Origin of the sequence: Hominibacterium faecale, assembly GCF_020734085.1 — a bacterium.
Classification (GTDB): Bacteria; Bacillota; Clostridia; order Peptostreptococcales; family Anaerovoracaceae; genus Hominibacterium; species Hominibacterium faecale.
Genome location: NZ_JAJAGH010000005.1, coordinates 108,755 through 126,571, shown reverse-complemented (window position 1 = coordinate 126,571; position 17,817 = coordinate 108,755). Strand labels below are relative to the sequence as shown.

The window sequence follows — 17,817 nt, the reverse complement described above, 5'->3', positions numbered from 1 at the left end:
CCTAATGATGGCCCCCTTTGCATAAGTTTTCAGGATCGATCTGAATCCACTACATCAACCTTGGCGGCAGCACCACCATCGCTAGAGTGCTCGGATTTCTTCGAGGCTCAATTTTGTCAACTGCTCAATTTCTTCCAGCGGTCTGCCCAGTTTTTTCATCTCAAGCGCCATTTCTCTTCTTGCTTCGGCTCGCCCTTCGGCCAGACCGTCTTTGTGGCCAGTTCGATAGCCATCTTTCTCACGGATGGTCTCACATTCCTCTCTGGTCAGTTCTTCATATAACAAACTCATAACCTCACCACCATTTCTTTTCAGGAAATCCTGCAGGACCCCTTCCTTGACGCAGGCCCTCACGGCCTCCTCGATGGCTGCCTTCAGGTCATCCATGTGCTTTTGGTTCTCCCGCACGATGTGGATGAACCGGCTGTACTCAGCAAGGGTTTTGCATTGAGACAAAACCTCCGCTCCCTGTTCGTAATTCACATTGATGACTTTCACCACTGCCTCTAAGGCTATTTTATCACATTTCGTGAAAAACGCATCAGAAAGTTTCAGCTCCTGCTCCAAAGGCGCATTTCCAAGCAGTTTGCAAATTTCACCCTTTTGTGATATCATCTATTCTGTATCTTTATGTTCTGACCGAGTTTCATAAGAATACGGACAAAATGTTGATTGGAGGAATCACAAGTGAAAATCGTACTCGACGGCATGGGCGGCGATAACGCGCCTTTTGAAATCGTAAAGGGAGCAGTAGAAGCATCCAAAGAGACAGAATACCAGATCTGCATTGTAGGAAAAGAAGATCAAATCAAGGCAGAACTGGAAAACTATAAATATGATCCGGAAAAAATCAAAATTGTGCACGCAGAAGAAGTGATCACCAATGAAGACAGTCCGGTGAAAGCGATCAAGCGGAAAAAAGAATCCTCCATGGTCAAAGGACTGACCATGGTCAAAGAAGGCGAAGGCGACCTCTTTGTTTCCGCCGGGAACACGGGCGCGCTGGTGGTGGGCAGCAGAATGATACTTGGCCGGATCAACGGCATCGACCGTCCGGCGCTGGCCAGCATCTACCCGGTTCTTGGCGAAAAAGCCTGCCTGCTGGTGGACGCTGGGGCAAGTTCGGAAGCCAAGCCGCATAATTTACTAGAATACGGAACAATGGGCAGTATATATGTAGAGAAGGTACTCGGCCGCCCCCAGCCGAAAGTGGGACTGGTCAACCTGGGCGTTGAAGAAGGAAAAGGAACCACGGTTACTAAGGCAGCCTTCAAGCAGCTGTCCCAGGCGCCCATCAACTTCATCGGAAATGTAGAAGCCAGGGAAGTGCCGGCCGGAGCCTGCGACGTCATCGTCTGCGACGGCTTTGTGGGAAACGTCATCTTAAAACTGACGGAAGGGCTGGCGTGGAGCATCCTCAAGCTGCTTAAGAAAAAATTCCTGGACGGACTCAAAGCCAAGATCGGGGCGCTGTTCCTGAAAGACAAGCTGGGAGAGCTGAAAAACGAATTCGACTACTCCGAATACGGCGGAGCGCCCATTTTAGGAGTAGAAGGGCCGGTTGTAAAGATGCACGGATCTTCCAATGCAAAGGCGGTCAAGAATACCATTCTCAAAGGCATTCCTTATGCCCAGGAAGGGGTCGTAGACATCATAAAGAATGCAATAACAGACTTAGAGGAGATTATTGCCAGTGAACAATAGCGCACAGTTTCAACAAATGATTGGATATACATTTGAGGATATACACCTCCTTGATAAAGCGCTGACCCACAGCTCTTATGTCAAGGAAACAGGACAGAGCCGCCTTTGCGACAACGAAAGGCTGGAGTTTCTCGGCGACGCGTTTTTAGACGCAATCATCGGCGAAGAGCTTTATCGCAGGCTGCCAAAGGCAGAAGAAGGCAAGCTGACAAAAACCAGAGCTTCCATCGTTTGCGAAAAATCCCTCGCTGCCGTAGGAAGAAAGCTTTCCATCGGGGAGCACATGCTCTTCAGCAGAGGGGAAGAAAAGAGCGGCGGCCGGGACAGAGACTCCATTTTGGCCGACGGAATGGAGGCGGTGATCGGTGCCATCTATCTGGACGGCGGATACGAACAAGTCCGACGATTTGTAGTGGACATCTTTCAAGAAGACTTGCAGGCCGCAGGCAAAGGCAAGCTGACCAACCAGGACTATAAATCGGAAGTGCAGGAACAGCTTCAGGCTAAGGGCATTTTGGACATGCACTATGTGCTGGAAAAAGAAGAAGGCCCAGACCACAATAAAGTCTTTTCCGTAAGGCTGGAAGTTTTAGGGGAACCAGTCGGCTACGGCCAGGGAAAGAGCAAAAAGCTGGCGGAGCAGAATGCGGCAAGGGATGCAATGGAAAGGGGTATCGATGTACTTTAAGCGGATTGAAATGCACGGGTTCAAGTCCTTTGCGGAACCGGTGACAATTGAATTCCACAGAGGGATCACCTGCGTGATCGGTCCCAACGGCAGCGGCAAGAGCAACATCAGCGATGCCATCCGCTGGGTACTGGGAGAACAGAGTCCGAAAATGCTGCGGGGAGGCAAGATGGAAGAAGTGATTTTTTCCGGCACAGCCAACCGCAAATCCAGGGGGATGGCAGAAGTAACGCTGGTCATCGACAATGAAGCGGGAATCCTTCCCATCGACTACAATGAAGTGGCCATCACCAGAAGGATGTTCCGCTCGGGAGAAAGCGAATATTCCATCAATAACAACCAATGCAGGCTCCGCGATATCCGTGAGCTGATTATGGATACGGGCATTGGCGTCGATGGGTATTCCCTCATAGGACAGGGTAAGATTTCCGACATTGTCAGTAATAAAACGGAAAGCCGCCGGGAAATCTTTGAGGAAGCCGCCGGAATCGTTATGTACCGGACAAAGAAGGCGGAATCAGAACGAAAACTCAGCGGTGCGGCCGCCAACCTGGAGCGGGTCAATGACATTATCGGAGAGATCGAAGGCAGAATCGACCATCTTCGTGAAGACAGCATCAAGGCTAAGGAATATATTGAGCTTAGAGATAAGAATAAAGAACTGGAAATTAACATAACTCTGAAAAATATCGAAAGTCTGGAATTGAAAAACGAGTACATAAAAGACGATATTGCAGAGCTGAAAAATAAATTGGATGAAAGCCGTGACACAAGAGAAGCCATGGCCCGTCAGCTGGCGGAAAACAAGCAGAAGAGCGAGCATCTGGAGGGTTTGATCACAGAGGGCAGAGAAAAGCTGATGCAAAGCATTGAGGAGATTAACCGCCTGGTCAACCAGGGGCAGATTGCCGGCGAACGGATTAGCACGATCAAAACCAACACCGAAAGACTGACCGATGAGATTGGGACCCTGGAAGAAAAGCTGGAAAAAGAACGGCAGCACGCCGAAGAACTGCATCGCAGCAAAGCGCAGGCAGACCGGGAGCTGGAACAAGTGAACCGGGCTCTGCAGGAAAAGATTCAAGCCCGCGCAGCCCTGACCGATCAGATATCCCAGGCCGATTCCCTGGCGGACCAATACAAGGAAGAGATCTTCCGCGCCCATAGCGCCATCGGATCGCACAAGGCGGAAATCAGCAGCCTGGAAAATCTGAGGGAAACCCTACAGCGGCGCCGGACCCAGATTCAGGCAGAAAAAAGCAGCGGCGAGGATACCAATCGGGATACCCTGGATGCGCTGAACAAACTCCGGGCGGACAAGGTTAAGCTGGAAGAAGAACAGAGCCAGACAAAACAGGAACTGGCACAGAAAACAGATAAGTACAATCTGAGCCTGAGGAAAGAACAGGAACAAAAGAGAGCGCTGGAAGAACTGCGCATCTCCATCGGGCAGCTGTCCTCCAGAAAAAAGACCATTGAAGAAATGGAAAGCAACTATGAGGGCTATAATTATGCGGTAAGGTTTATCATGCGGTCGGGATTGGCCGGCATTCTTGGAACGGTGGCCGAACTGATTTCCGTGCCCAAAGGGTTTGAAACAGCCATCGAGACCGCCCTGGGAGCAGCCATGCAGAATATCGTCTGCGAGGATGACCAGAGCGCCCAGAAAGCCATCGCCCGCTTAAAAGAAAACAAGGCAGGAAGACTGACCTTCCTTCCCATCTCATCCATTCGCGCAAACCGGGGAAACTATGACCGCAGGCTGGAGCAGGAACCGGGATTTCAAGGCTTTGGAACCGACTGCATTCAGTTCGACCGGCGCTATCAGACGGTCATGGAGTACCTTTTGGGCCGGGTAGTCATTGTGGATACCATGGACCATGCGGTAAAGCTTTCGAAAAAAGCGGCGGGGCTTCGCTTCGTTACATTGGAAGGCGAAATCATCAACGCCGGCGGCGCCATCACCGGCGGAAGATATAAAAATAAAACTGCCAATCTTTTGGAAAGAAAGGCGGAGGTGGCGGACCTGGCCAAACAGCTGGAAACCGCCGGACAAGAAAAGACAAACGGCATCGACCATCTGTCCCGCCTTAAGGAAGAAATCGAAGGTTTTCAAGCCGAAATCGCTGACCTGGAGCAGATCGCAAGGAAGCTGGAGATGAATATCTTCAGCATAGAAAACGAACTGGCTGTCACAGAAAGTGCGCTCAATGACTTTAAGACCAACAGCGGCAAATGGGAAAAGGAGCTGGAAAATATCCGCAGCGAACAGGAATCATCCCAGAAGATGATCCGCCAGCTGGAGGAGAAAATTTGCACTGAAGAAAAGACCATGGCTGAAAAGGAATTGCTGGCGGAAGAACAGCTCCGTTTATCCGACCAAAAGAGTGAACAGCTTTCAAATATCAATGAAGCCATCACAGCCGCCAGGATTGAGGCCGGAGCCTGCGAAAGCAAAAAAGCAGGCGCAGACGATCTGGCGCGGCGGGTAAATGCGACGATTGGCGAGCTGGAGCAGGAAAAGCAGCAAAAGGAGCAGCAGATCGCCGCCTTGACTGCGGAAAAAAACAGCCTCAGCTGCGGCCATACCGACCTTGAGGCAGACGTAAAAGAAAAGGAAGAAGCAAAAGAAAACCTGGAAACCTATCTGGAAGAACTGAACCAGGAGCGGGGAGAAGCCGCTTCCAAGGCAGACAAGCTGGCTATGGAAAAGGAAGAGCTGGATCACCAGGTGAACGCTTTGCAGGACCAGAAATACGAGCTGGAAATCAAAGAGGCCAAAAACCAGACCCAGCTGGATTCATACAAAGAAAAGCTGTGGGAGGATTTTGAAGTTTCCTACATCCAGGCCATGGAATTCAAAAAGCAGGATTTTGTCATGTCCGCCGCTGTCAAAGAAAACCGGCAGATCAAAAGCAGAATCAAAGAGCTGGGCGAAGTGAATATCGGCGCCATCGCTGAATACGAAACGGTCAGCGAACGCTACGAGTTCCTCACTTCTCAGCGGGCCGATATTCTGGAAGCCATGAACAGCCTGAGCGGCATCATCGAGGATATGGACCGGACCATCAAGGCCAGATTCAAAGAGAGCTTTGACCAGGTGGTCGTCAACTTCGAAAAGGTCTTTGCCGATCTCTTCGGAGGGGGCCACGCCGAACTGCGGCTGGATGACGAGAACAACCCTCTTGAATCGGGCATCGATATCATCGCCCAGCCTCCGGGCAAAAAGCTGCAGAATATCAATCTGCTCTCCGGAGGAGAAAAGACCATGACGGCCATTGCCCTCATGTTCGCGGTGCTCAAGACCAAGCCCACGCCCTTCTGCATTCTGGACGAAGTAGAAGCGGCGCTGGACGATGCCAACATCGAGCGCTTTGCCAGATATTTAAAGACCTTTGAAGATATCCAGTTTACCCTGGTCACCCACCAGAAAGCGACCATGGAGCACGCGGATGTCCTCTACGGCGTCACCATGCCCGAACAGGGAATATCCAAAGTGCTCTCCCTCAACATGGGAGACGATTTTGCGGTTTGATACCCACCAAGTTATAGATAGAAGGAGATAGAGATTATGGCTTTTGAAAAAAAGAAAAAAGGTTTTTTCGGACGCTTGTCGGAACGAATCGGAGACGTGATCCTGGCAAGGCCGACCATTGATGAAGATTTTCTGGACGAATTGGAAGAAATTCTGATCACATCGGATATTGGAATGGAAACAACGATGACCATCATCGAGCGCCTTAGAAGCGATATAAAGCATGAATATTTGAGAGAACCACAGCAGGTAAAAGATCAGCTGAAGAAGATCATAGCCGAGCTGATCGACAAAGGCGAGAGACACCAGCTCTGCCAGGAAACGCCCCTGATCATTCTCATGATCGGAATCAACGGCGGCGGAAAGACAACCTCCATCGGAAAGATCGCCCATAAGTGCAAGATGGAAGGCAAATCGGTGATGCTGGCGGCAGCGGATACCTTTCGCGCGGCAGCCAGCGAACAGCTGGTCATCTGGGGCGAGCGGGTCGGTGTCAACGTGATCCGCCACCAGGAAGGGGCGGACCCTTCGGCAGTCATCTTCGATGCCATCCAATCGGCCAAGGCCAAAGGCATCGACGTCCTCATCTGCGACACGGCCGGCCGGCTGCAGAATAAGAAAAATCTCATGGACGAGCTGACCAAAATGAACAGGATCATTGATCGGGAATATCCGGAGGCCGCGAGGGAGAATTTGCTGGTCCTGGATGCGACCACCGGCAAAAACGCCGTGTCCCAGGCCAAAGAATTCAATGAAAGCGCCGACATCACCGGAATTGTTCTCACCAAGCTGGATGGTACGGCCAAAGGCGGGATCGTCATTACCATAGCCGATGAGTTTGATATGGCAGTCAAATATATTGGCGTCGGCGAAGGGATGGAGGATTTAAAAGCCTTTGATCCGGCCGAATTTGCAGGAGGAATTTTTGATGAGTAAACCAATTGTTGCCGTCGTAGGAAGGCCCAATGTGGGCAAGTCCACATTTTTTAATAAAGTCGTGGGCAGAAGAGTAGCCATTGTAGAAGATACGCCGGGGGTGACCCGGGACCGGATCTATGCGGAAGCAGAATGGAACGGCGTTCATTTTGCGCTCATCGATACCGGCGGCATCGAGCCGGACAGCAAAGACATCATCCTATCTCAGATGCGGGAACAGGCGGAGGTGGCCATCGGTACCGCCGATGTCATTCTCTTCATGGTGGACGGAAAAGATGGCTTGACCGCAGCTGACCGGGAAGTGGCGATGATGCTGATGCGCACCGGTAAAAAGGTAATTCTGGTGGTCAACAAAGTGGATAAGCCTACAGTGCCCGACGATTTTTACGATTTTTATGAACTGGGATTGGGTGAGCCTATCCCCATCTCTGCCGCCAACATGCTCAATTTGGGAGATCTGTTGGATGAAATCGTGCAAAGCTTTCCGCCGGGAGCGGGAACGGAGGAGGAAGACCAAATTAAAATTGCTGTCATCGGCAAGCCCAATGTGGGCAAATCTTCCCTGATCAATGAGCTGCTGGGCGAAAAGCGGGTGATCGTTTCGCCTATTGCCGGAACAACCAGAGATTCCATCGATACGCCCTTTGAACAGGACGGGGAAAAATACCTGCTCATCGATACGGCGGGAATTCGCAGAAAGAGCAAGGTTAATGAAGATATCGAACGCTTCAGCGTGATCCGCGCCGTAGCTGCCGTGGAGCGGTGCGACGTTTGTCTTTTGATGATCGATGCGGCGGAAGGCATCACCGAGCAGGACAAAAAGATCGCCGGTGTGGCCCACGAAGCCGGCAAAGGAATCGTAATCGTGGTCAACAAGTGGGATTTGGTGGAAAAGGATTCCAACACCATGAAGCATTTCCGCCAGGAGATCGCCAAAGAACTGACCTTCATGTCCTATGCGCCGTCGATTTTCATTTCCGTATTGGAAAAACAGCGGATCCAAAAGGTCCTGCAGACCGCTAAAGCGGTGGCTGAAAATCGCGCCATGCGCATCTCCACAGGCCAGCTCAACAGCTTGATTACCGATGCAACCATGATGAAACAGCCGCCTTCCGATAAGGGCAAAAGATTAAAAATTTATTACGTTACGCAAGTTGGGGTGAAACCGCCGCTGTTTTCGTTTAAAATAAACTCTAGAGAACTGATGCATTTTTCCTATGCCAGGTACCTGGAGAATAAAATTCGGGAAGGCTTCGGCTTTGAAGGTACTTCCATAAAATTCGTATTCAGAGAAAAAGGTGAAAGGGAAGATGAATAGTATAGGAATCATAGGCGGGGCTGATGGGCCCACAGCCATCTATGTGACCGGGGATACCGGGATTGCAGGAGAAATGCTCAACCTATGCGGAGGCGTTGATAAAACGGCTCTGTGGATGTATATCGGAATCATGGTTGCGATCGTGATTGCTGCGTATTTTGTGGGAAACATCTCGCCATCCACGATTTTAGCAAAGAAGCATGGAATCGATATTAAAAAAGAAGGCAGCGGAAACGCAGGTACGACCAACGCCCTGCGAGTGATGGGGAAAAAGGCCGGAGCCGTGACCCTGGTAGTGGACGTACTCAAGGGACTTCTTTCCGTAGTCATAGCGGGGCTCCTCTGCGGACAGGGCTGCGCCATGCTCTGTGTCATCGCCGTCATGCTGGGACATATCTGGCCGATTTTATACAAGTTCAAAGGCGGAAAAGGAGTGGCTACCTGTTTTGGGGCCGTGGCGGGGCTTAACATCCTGGTCGCTCTCTGTGCCCTGGGCGTGCTGGTCCTGGGCGTGCTGATATCCAAGCGGATGTCGGTGGGATCTATGCTGGCGGCACTTTCTTTTCCCGTGTTCTGCTGGTTCCTGGAACCGGATTTCATATATCTGGCATGCGTGCTCGCTCTGGTGATCATCATCAAACACCGGGCAAATATCGCACGGTTGCTGCACGGCCAAGAGCCGAAGTTGAGTTTTTTTGATAAGGAGATAAAAAAATGAAAAAGATAGGCGTAATCGGAGCGGGAAGCTGGGGAACAGCCCTGGCGCTGACCCTCAGCGGAAAAGGACATCAGGTGACAATCTGGGACGTGAACCCGGAGCATCTGTCCGAATTGGAACAAAATAGAGAAAATGTCCGCTATCTGCCGGATATTAAATTCAATGACAATATGAAAATCGGAAAAACGGCAGAGGAAGCCCTGCAGGATGCCGATGTGGTTCTCTTTTCGGCGCCGGCTCAGCATTTTCGCAGCGCGCTGAAAACCGCTCTCCCTTATCTGAAGCCGGATATGATCCTGGTCAATGTGGCCAAAGGCATCGAACAGAAAACCCTGATGCGCATGTCGCAGATTGCTTTTGAAACCCTGCCCCAGGCCAGATACGTTACCCTGTCCGGACCTTCTCATGCTGAGGAAGTGGGAAAAAGCCTGCCGACGACCGTAGCAGTGGCCTCCCCTGATCTGAAGCTGGCAGAAGAGGTGCAGGATATCTTTATGACCGAACGCTTCCGCGTTTACACCACCGAAGACATCGTCGGCGTGGAGCTGGGCGGCGCGCTGAAGAACATCATTGCTCTGGGAGCCGGGATTTCCGACGGCATGGGATTCGGCGACAATGCCAAAGCTGCGCTCATGACCAGAGGGCTGGCTGAGATCAAACGGCTGGGCGTGAAGCTGGGGGCTGACCCCGCTACTTTCGCCGGATTGACGGGAGTGGGCGATCTGATCGTCACCTGCACCAGCATGCATTCCAGAAACCGGCGCTGCGGAATCATGATCGGTGAAGGGATGTCACCTGAGGCTGCCACTGAAAAAGTGGGTATGGTCGTAGAGGGCATGTACACCACGGAAGCCGCTTATGACCTGGCCCAGCGGGAAGGGGTGGAAATGCCCATTACCCAGCAGCTTTATGAAGTGATCAACGGCAGAGCCGATGCTAAATCCGCAGTGGAACTTCTCATGGGGAGAGAACGAAAACATGAACAAGCCTAAGACGTATCATATTACCACCTTCGGCTGCCAGATGAATGAACATGATTCGGAGACCATCGCAGGCATGCTTTCTCAGATGGGATTTTGCGAAAGCCCGCAGCGGGATGAGGCCGACGTGGTCATCATCAATACTTGCAGCGTCAGGGAAAACGCGGACAAACGGTTCTTCGGCACATTGGGACAGCTGAAGAAAAAAAAGCTGGCCGATCCGGAGTTTACGGTCTGCGTATGCGGGTGTATGATGCAGCAGCAGCATATTATTGACAGCATTAAGACAAAATACCCTTGGGTGGATATCATTTTCGGCACCCATAATATTCATCAGTTTCCCCAGCTTTTAGAAAGCGTCATCAGTGAAAAGGAAAAGATCGTCGACGTCTGGGAGGACGGCGGCGAGATCGTGGAAGGGCTGCCGGCCAAGCGGCTTTATAAACATAAGGCATTTGTCAACATTATGTACGGATGCAACAATTTTTGTACCTACTGCATCGTCCCTTACACCAGAGGCAGGGAGCGAAGCCGCCGTCCTCAGGATATCATGGGCGAGGTAAAGCTCCTTGTGGCCGACGGGGTGCGGGAAGTGACCCTTTTGGGGCAGAATGTCAATTCCTACCGGGGAGACGAGAAGACGGACTTCGCCGATTTGATCTACCGACTCAATGAGGTGGAGGGACTGGAGCGGATTCGCTTTATGACATCCCATCCCAAAGACTTGTCTGATAAACTGATTCAGGCGTATGTGGATTGCAATAAGCTGTGCAATTACATTCACCTGCCGGTGCAGTCGGGCAGCAGTCCGGTGCTGGCCCGCATGAACCGCAAATATACCAAAGAGGATTATCTGGAGCTGATCGCCAAATTGAGAAAGGCGGTTCCTGACATTACCATCAGCACGGATATCATCGTCGGCTTTCCGGGGGAAACGGAAGCGGATTTTGAGGAGACGCTGGATTTAGTTGGCAGGGTCAGATACGATTCGGCCTTCACCTTTCTCTACTCCATCCGCAAGGGGACGCCGGCGGAAGAATACGAGGATCAAATTCCTGAGGATGTGAAGCATCAAAGGTTTAACCGCCTGGTGGAAGCGGTCAATTCCATATCCGCTGAAAAGAATGCAGCATATGTGGGAAAGGTGGAAAAGGTCCTGGTGGAAGGCGTGAGTAAGACCAGCGCTCAGAGGTATACGGGGAGAACGGAAGGCTTCAAACTGATTAACTTTCCGGGAACACCGAAGCTGGCGGGCAAAATCGTTGATGTAAAAGTTACAGAAGGAAAGACATTCAGCCTGGAGGGCGAAGTCTTATAAACTGCAAAAGGTGTGTATTTATGGAAGAGAAGGCTACTTTCAAGGCGGGAAACAGGAAAAATCAGCTGATCAGCCTGGCTGTCATCGCTGCACTTGTTCTCCTGACCTTTTACACACTTCACAGCAAACTGGACGGCATTAATTTCCGCCATCTGTGGAGTGTTTTTGTTCATTTGGAACTAAAGTATATTGTGCTTGCGGTGGTTTCCATGTTCGTTTTTGTTGTCATTGAGGGACAATGCCTGGCAGTGATCGCAAGGTCGCTGGGGTATAAAATGAAGCTGCATCAAGCGACCGTTTATTCGGCTGCGGATCTTTATTTTTCCGCCATTACGCCATCGGCTACGGGCGGGCAGCCAGCATCGGCTTACTATATGGCTAAAGACGGAATTAAAGTTTCTGACGGAACTACCATTTTGGTGCTCAATATTTTGCTTTACACCATGTCACTGATCATTATGGGGACCTGGGGGCTTTTGGTAAAACTGAATTTCTTCATGGAAGCGGGCCGGATTTTCAAGCTGCTGTTTGTCATTGGCTTTGTGCTGCAGATTCTGCTGGTGGCGCTGTGCCTCTTGTGCATGTTCTCAAAAGAGCTGATTCGCAATTTGGGCGTTTTTCTGATAAAATGCTTGTATCGGCTGCGGTTTATCAAGTACAAGGAAGAAAAGATCGAGAAGATAAACGGATATATCGACCGTTATCAGGCGGGAATGGATTTGGTAAAACGAAAACCGGGTGTGATGGCTGTTGTACTGCTGGGAAATATTCTCCAGCGGATTGCCTTTTTCTCAATCGGTTATTTTGTATATAAGAGCTTCGGACTTTCTCAGGCCGGATATGTGGACATGGTGGCGCTCCAGTCCCTTCTGGCGATGGCTGTGAACAGCCTTCCCATTCCGGGAGCCATCGGAGTCTCAGAGGGGAGCTTTCTGCTGTTGTTTTCCAGTGTCTTTCCAGCAGCTGCGCTGGCTCCGGCGATGATCTTCACAAGGGGGATCAATTACTATTTGTGTTTTATATTGTGTGGGATTTACACCATTGCCTATCATCTGTCTATTTTGAAAAGGCAAAGCAAAAGGAGGAACAAAAATGAAGCTGATCGGATATTATAACTATACGGTCATACTGACCGATTTGTCGCTGATCTCATCAGTATTTGGAATCTACATGGCCATGCGGGGGCACGTGGCAGGGGCAGTCTATTGCCTGATGGTATCGGGGTTCTGTGACATGTTCGACGGTAAAGTGGCAAGGACCAAGAAACGGTGCGAGGCGGAGCAAAAGTTCGGCATACAGCTGGACTCCCTGAGCGATTTGGTCTGTTTTGGCGTCCTGCCTACGGTCATCGGCTATGCAATCGGAATGACCAACAAGTTTTATGTATTTGTATTTTTCATCTACGTGATGGCGGCCTTGACAAGACTGGCTTATTTCAATGTGATGGAAGAGGAGCGGCAGAGCCAGACGCCGGAGCGGCGCAAAGAATACGTGGGCCTTCCAGTTACTTCCGTTGCCCTCATTATTCCGCTGATCTACATACTTGGGAGGTTTGTAGAAATCGAATTCCACAAGATTTATGGGATCGGTCTGCTGGCAATCGCCTTTGCTTTCCTGCTCAATTTTAGAATCAAAAAACCAGGAAAGGCGACGGCGGTGGTTATGATCCTCATCGGTATTGCTGAAATTGTGTGCATGCTCTGCGGGTTTCATTATGTCGGATAAAAGAAGACCGGTACTCCAGCCGCAAAAGGACGGCGGCTCGCTGAAATTTCTCTATGATACGGCCCCGGGCAGGCTGGTTTTGAAGGCCTTGGTAAACCCTTTGTTTTCCAGGGCCGGAGGCGCATTTATGAGCAGCCGCTTTTCCAAGAGAATGATCGGCCGCTTCATCGAAAAAAATGGAATTGATATGAACAGGTACGAGAAAGGCCCTTTTTCGTGTTACAATGACTTTTTTTGCAGACGTCTGCGCCGGGAACTTTCTGTATCGGCAGGTCAGGGAGTGCTGATTTCCCCCTGCGATGCCAAGCTTTCCGTTTTTCGGATTGAGGAGGACAGCCGCTTTTTTATCAAAGGCTCATCTTACAGCATAGCCGATCTTTTGCAAAACCATGAGCTGGCGGAATTTTACCAGGGGGGATGGTGTCTGATCTTCCGCTTGACGGTGGATGATTATCATCGGTACTGTTATGTGGACGACGGCGCCAAGGGACCCAATGTTTTTATTCCGGGCAAGCTGCATACGGTGCAGCCCATTGCCCTGAAGCGGCATGATATTTATAAGGAAAACTGCCGGGAATACACGGTGATGGATACGGATCATTTCGGCCAGATCGTCCAGATCGAGGTGGGCGCTCTGATGGTGGGAAAGATTCTCAACTTCCACCAGTCAGGCAGCTTTCACAAGGGTGAGGAAAAAGGGATGTTTCAGTTCGGCGGTTCGACCATCGTCCTCTTGCTGCGCCAAGGCAGCGTGCAGCTGGATCAGGAGCTCCTGGACAATACCGCGGACCAGTTGGAAACCATCGTTAAAATAGGTGAAGGAATTGGAAGATCAATTTAAGAAAAAACGAGATCTGCTGATTTTCGCCGGTATATTGCTGGCATATATATTTTATTTGATTTCTGTTCATATTCCTATGGAGCGGCATCTGATTCACGTGCCTTTGGACGATCAGATTCCTTTTTGTGAACTCTTTGTTCTTCCGTACATTTGGTGGTACGGATTCATTTCCGGGCCGCTGATCTGGTTTTTTTTAAAATCGCGGCAGGATTTTCTGGACTTGGGAATCTATCTGCTGGCAGGGATGTGGTTTTGCTCTGCATTTTTCCTCATTTATCCCACTTATATTGACTTTCAGCCCCAGACTTTGCCCAGAGAAAACCTGTTTTCCTTTTTGGTGGAATTGCTCTACAGGGCGGATGAACCGGCCAATGTTTTTCCCAGCATTCACTGTTTTGAATCCACGGCTATCTGCATCGCCATCTGGAAGTCAAAGCTCTGGGGAGGGTATCGCAAACCTCGCATAGTAGGGCTGGCATCGGCTATTTTCATTTGTCTGTCCACCATGTTCATCAAACAGCATTCCGCAGCGGATGTGGCTGCCGGCGTGCTTTTGGCGCTGATCCTCTACTTTCCGGTCTATAAAATAAATTGGCCCTTTCGCAAAAGATTTGAATAATCCATAAACCTCTCTAATATACTATATTGATTCAAAGTCACTAGCACAGGGAGGTTTTTGTTTTGGAAAATTTAAATATCTATGAAAGCATCGCTAAAAGATCCCAGGGTGATATCTATATAGGCGTTGTAGGTCCGGTCCGCGTAGGAAAATCAACCTTCATCAAGCGGTTCATGGATCTGCTGGTAGTGCCTAATATGAAAAATATCTACGCCAAAGAGAGGCTGCTGGACGAAATGCCCCAAAGCGGTTCCGGCAGGACGATCACGACTACGGAACCAAAATTCGTGCCGGCAGAGGCTGCCAGCCTGAAGATGCCCGGCAATATGAACTGCCGGGTTCGCCTTGTGGACTGCGTAGGATATTTAGTGCCGGAGGCACTGGGCCATTCGGAAGACGGCAAATCCAGAATGGTAAACACTCCCTGGGATGAGGAAAAAATTCCGTTTGAAGAAGCTGCGGAAAAAGGAACGAGAAAAGTAATCGAGGAGCATTCGACCATCGGCATCGTTGTAACGACGGACGGTACCACTTCGGATATTCCGAGGAAGAACTACGAGGAGGCGGAGGAAACGGTCATCCGCCAGCTGAAGGAGTTGAAGAAGCCCTTTGTGGTGGTGGTCAATTCCACTGAACCCAAATCGGTCGCGGCTCAGTCTCTGGCCCAGGCGCTGGAGGAAAAACATCATGTTCCGGCCATGGCGGTCAACTGTATGCGCATGAGCAGCGGGGAGCTGAATCAGATTGTGGAAAAGGTACTCTATCAATTTCCCATCAGCGAGATATCCTTCGAACTGCCGGGATTCATGGAAGGGCTGGAAAATGACCACTGGATCAAATCCTCGGTCATTGAAAGCATCCGCGGCTGGTCGGGCACCTTCGAAACGGCGGAGGACATTCAGAAAACCGTCGATTCTCTGGCAGACGGACAAATTATCCAGTCGGTCCGCGTGGCGGATATGGATTTGGGCAGCGGGCAGGTGGTCATTGACGTGCAAATGGCCGATGGGCTGTTCTATAAGGTGATCGAGGAGCTGATGGATGAAAAGGTGGAAAACGATTACGAATTTTTCCGCCTGCTGCGCGAATTTTCAGAAGCCAAAAAGTCTTATGATAAGCTGAAAGGGGCCATGGAGCAGGTTGAGGCCACCGGATATGGAATCGTTCAGCCAAAGCTGACGGAAATGGTTTTGGGCGAACCGGAGGTGTTCAAGCAGGGGAGCAAGTGCGGAATCCGCCTTACTGCAAAAGCACCCAGCTTACATATCATCCGTACCGATATTACGACAGAGGTGGCGCCTGTGGTGGGGACGGAGCAGCAGACTGAGGATTTGGTCAAATATTTGCTCACGGAATTTGAGAATGAGCCGGAGAAGATCTGGGAAACCAACATCTTCGGAAAGACTCTGTACGATATGGTTGCCGAGCAGATGCAGAGCAAGCTGGCCGGGGTGCCGGAAAATATCCGGGTTAAGGTGCAGAAATCCCTGCAGAAGATCTGCGATGAGGGAAAAGAATATTTTATTTGTATTGTGATATAGATGGCGATACGTGAATGGCGAAACGAGGGCCTTTCTCCGCTGGGCAAACTGGCGGGGAGGGCTTTTTTATTTCTTGGAGACAGGGTGAGGGCTTGGGGAAAAGGTGACGGGAATCTGCGGGAAAAACTGAAAAAAATTTTCGCTATTTACGCAGGTTTCAACGGCTGCGGCGCTTTCAGATTCGCGATGGGACCGCACGGGCCGCAAGTTGGTGGATCAGGGCCTCGCAATCCCATAACTTTGCGTAAAAAATGCAAATCTTTACAGAAGTTTACCGGGATGTGGGGCTGCTGCGGCGTGGAGATAGGCTGCGGGGATCTGGGGAAAAAAACTGAAAAAAACTTTCACTATTTACGCAAGTTTCAACGGCCGTGGTGCTGTCAGATCCGCAATGGGGCCGCGCGGGCCGCAAGTTGATGGGATTAGGTCCCGCAACCCCATAGCTTTGCGTAAAAAATGCAAATTTTTACAGAAGTTTACCGGGATGCGGCATGCGGGCCAGCTGCGGGCCTGCTGGCCCCAGGCCCCAGGCGGATACAGAAAAATATCATTTGTCAGCAGCGCAAAAAAACGATATGATAAGAAAAAGGATATGTAATGGTAAGGAAAAACGAGTGCATATGAAAAGAGACAAATTATTTGAACAAACAATCGTGCCTTTCTATCAGGAAATATTGAAATATCTATATGCTCAGACCAATGACCGGATACTGGCAGAGGATTTAACCCAGGAGACCATGCGAAGCGCCTGGGAAAAGCTGGATCAGGTCAGGCGGCGGGATTCATACAAAAACTGGCTTATGCAGATTGCACACAATGTGCTGCGATCCCATTACCGGGCCCAGCAGGCGGAAAAGCGGCGCGGCCATGAAGGCGGGCTGCTCAATATCGATGATTATGAGATTGTGGACGAAGAAGCAGGGAATCTGCTGGACGAGCTGATCGATCAGGAAACGGTGCTGGAACTATTCAAGGATTTGGAACCGGCCCAAAAAGAGATCATTTCGCTCCACCTGTTTCTCAACGTTCGATTTTCCGATGTGGCGGAAATCCTCAATATGAACCACAACACCGTCCGGGTCTATTACCGGCGGGCATTGAAGCAGGTGGAAAAGAGCTATTATCGTCAGAAAAATAAGGAAGGAGGCAGCCTGTAATGAATGAAGAAAAGAGTCAGGAAAAATTTGAAGACGCGCTGAAGGAGGCCTTTGAAGCAGATTTTGAACAAAACTGCCAGGGCAGGACAGGGCCTGACCTGAGCTTTATGAAAGAGCAGGCCCGGGAAAAGCCGAAGAAAAAATACCGGGTTTCCTTTGGTAAAGTCGCGGCAGTGGTGGTGATCGTCCTGCTGGGAACCAATGCGGTGCTGCTCCTTTCCAATAATTCGCAGTCTTACGGAGACAAAGGGATTCTGCACCGACTCTATCAGGGAATTGCGGGAATTGTAACCGACTCTGACGAAGAGGTGAATCCGGAAGACGAAGTGGAATCCCTCACCATCACCAGCATGAAGGATATGGATAAAGCGAAGCGTTTCCTGCCGGAGCTGTATGTGCCCGAATATATTCCCCAGGGCTACCAATTGAACAACTTAACCATCGACAAATATGCGGGCGGCGATTATGTGGGTACATATGAGTTTACCGATGAAGAGGGCTCCGTATTGGGAATTTGCCCGATGGCAATCGCCGGCGACAGCAGCTATGCTACTTCAGGAAAAGGAGAGATGATCGAGCTTGCCGACCGAAAAATCCTGGTTGCTTATGATGATGTGGAGCAGTGCTATACTGCGGCGGTCTATACGGAAAGCTGTCTAATGGACATCAGCGGCAAACTGGATAAGGACGAGATCATACGAGTGGCAAAGGGATTGAAACAATAACAGGCGGCCCCC

At 50.4% G+C, this 17,817-nt stretch carries 16 protein-coding genes; 15 read left to right on the top strand and 1 reads right to left on the bottom strand.

Features of this window, described 5'->3' with window-relative positions; all coding sequences use genetic code 11:
• Positions 1-81: 81 nt before the first annotated feature.
• Positions 82-615: an RpnC/YadD family protein gene (locus LG211_RS05740; protein ID WP_269477142.1), complete on the bottom strand. Its 534-nt coding sequence runs from the start codon at positions 613-615 to the stop codon at positions 82-84.
• Positions 616-687: 72 nt separating this feature from the next.
• On the opposite strand from LG211_RS05740, the gene plsX reads away from it, so the two are divergent.
• The 15 genes from plsX (at position 688) to LG211_RS05665 (ending at position 17,805) form a co-directional block, all read left to right on the top strand.
• Entirely contained in the window at positions 688-1,704 is a 1,017-nt protein-coding gene (gene plsX, locus LG211_RS05735; RefSeq protein ID WP_148396028.1) for a phosphate acyltransferase PlsX, read from the top strand.
• On the top strand, positions 1,694-2,392 hold the full coding sequence (rnc, locus tag LG211_RS05730) for a ribonuclease III (RefSeq protein WP_253020474.1): 699 nt from the start codon (positions 1,694-1,696) through the stop codon (positions 2,390-2,392). Before plsX ends, rnc begins: the two co-directional genes overlap by 11 nt.
• Positions 2,382-5,927, top strand: a complete 3,546-nt coding sequence (gene smc / locus LG211_RS05725; protein WP_253020473.1) for a chromosome segregation protein SMC — start codon at positions 2,382-2,384, stop codon at positions 5,925-5,927. The genes rnc and smc overlap by 11 nt, the downstream gene beginning before the upstream one ends.
• A gap of 36 nt (positions 5,928-5,963) precedes the next feature.
• Positions 5,964-6,863, top strand: a complete 900-nt coding sequence (gene ftsY, locus LG211_RS05720) for a signal recognition particle-docking protein FtsY (protein ID WP_148396030.1) — start codon at positions 5,964-5,966, stop codon at positions 6,861-6,863.
• Positions 6,856-8,181, top strand: coding sequence for a ribosome biogenesis GTPase Der (der, locus tag LG211_RS05715; protein WP_148396031.1), 1,326 nt, complete (start codon positions 6,856-6,858; stop codon positions 8,179-8,181). Before ftsY ends, der begins: the two co-directional genes overlap by 8 nt.
• Positions 8,174-8,899, top strand: coding sequence for a glycerol-3-phosphate 1-O-acyltransferase PlsY (gene plsY / locus LG211_RS05710; RefSeq protein WP_148396032.1), 726 nt, complete (start codon positions 8,174-8,176; stop codon positions 8,897-8,899). The genes der and plsY overlap by 8 nt, the downstream gene beginning before the upstream one ends.
• Positions 8,896-9,891 carry an NAD(P)H-dependent glycerol-3-phosphate dehydrogenase gene (locus LG211_RS05705; protein ID WP_148396033.1) on the top strand — a complete coding sequence of 332 codons (996 nt, stop codon included), beginning with the start codon at positions 8,896-8,898 and terminating at the stop codon, positions 9,889-9,891. Before plsY ends, LG211_RS05705 begins: the two co-directional genes overlap by 4 nt.
• Positions 9,878-11,197 (top strand): tRNA (N6-isopentenyl adenosine(37)-C2)-methylthiotransferase MiaB, encoded by a 1,320-nt coding sequence (gene miaB, locus LG211_RS05700; RefSeq protein ID WP_269477141.1) that lies wholly within the window; start codon positions 9,878-9,880, stop codon positions 11,195-11,197. The genes LG211_RS05705 and miaB overlap by 14 nt, the downstream gene beginning before the upstream one ends.
• A gap of 20 nt (positions 11,198-11,217) precedes the next feature.
• Positions 11,218-12,312 (top strand): lysylphosphatidylglycerol synthase transmembrane domain-containing protein, encoded by a 1,095-nt coding sequence (locus tag LG211_RS05695; protein ID WP_269477140.1) that lies wholly within the window; start codon positions 11,218-11,220, stop codon positions 12,310-12,312.
• Positions 12,290-12,922 (top strand): CDP-alcohol phosphatidyltransferase family protein, encoded by a 633-nt coding sequence (locus LG211_RS05690; RefSeq protein WP_253020468.1) that lies wholly within the window; start codon positions 12,290-12,292, stop codon positions 12,920-12,922. Before LG211_RS05695 ends, LG211_RS05690 begins: the two co-directional genes overlap by 23 nt.
• Entirely contained in the window at positions 12,912-13,763 is an 852-nt protein-coding gene (locus LG211_RS05685) for a phosphatidylserine decarboxylase (protein ID WP_269477139.1), read from the top strand. The genes LG211_RS05690 and LG211_RS05685 overlap by 11 nt, the downstream gene beginning before the upstream one ends.
• The gene (locus LG211_RS05680; RefSeq protein ID WP_148396037.1) at positions 13,747-14,382 is read left to right on the top strand and encodes a phosphatase PAP2 family protein; all 636 of its coding nucleotides are present in this window, start codon (positions 13,747-13,749) and stop codon (positions 14,380-14,382) included. Before LG211_RS05685 ends, LG211_RS05680 begins: the two co-directional genes overlap by 17 nt.
• Before the next feature lie 62 nt (positions 14,383-14,444).
• Entirely contained in the window at positions 14,445-15,923 is a 1,479-nt protein-coding gene (spoIVA, locus tag LG211_RS05675) for a stage IV sporulation protein A (RefSeq protein ID WP_253020466.1), read from the top strand.
• A gap of 620 nt (positions 15,924-16,543) precedes the next feature.
• Entirely contained in the window at positions 16,544-17,080 is a 537-nt protein-coding gene (locus tag LG211_RS05670) for an RNA polymerase sigma factor (protein ID WP_253020464.1), read from the top strand.
• Complete coding sequence (locus LG211_RS05665) at positions 17,080-17,805, top strand: DUF4367 domain-containing protein (RefSeq protein ID WP_253020463.1); 726 nt, start codon at positions 17,080-17,082, stop codon at positions 17,803-17,805. The genes LG211_RS05670 and LG211_RS05665 overlap by 1 nt, the downstream gene beginning before the upstream one ends.
• Positions 17,806-17,817 lie beyond the last annotated feature (12 nt).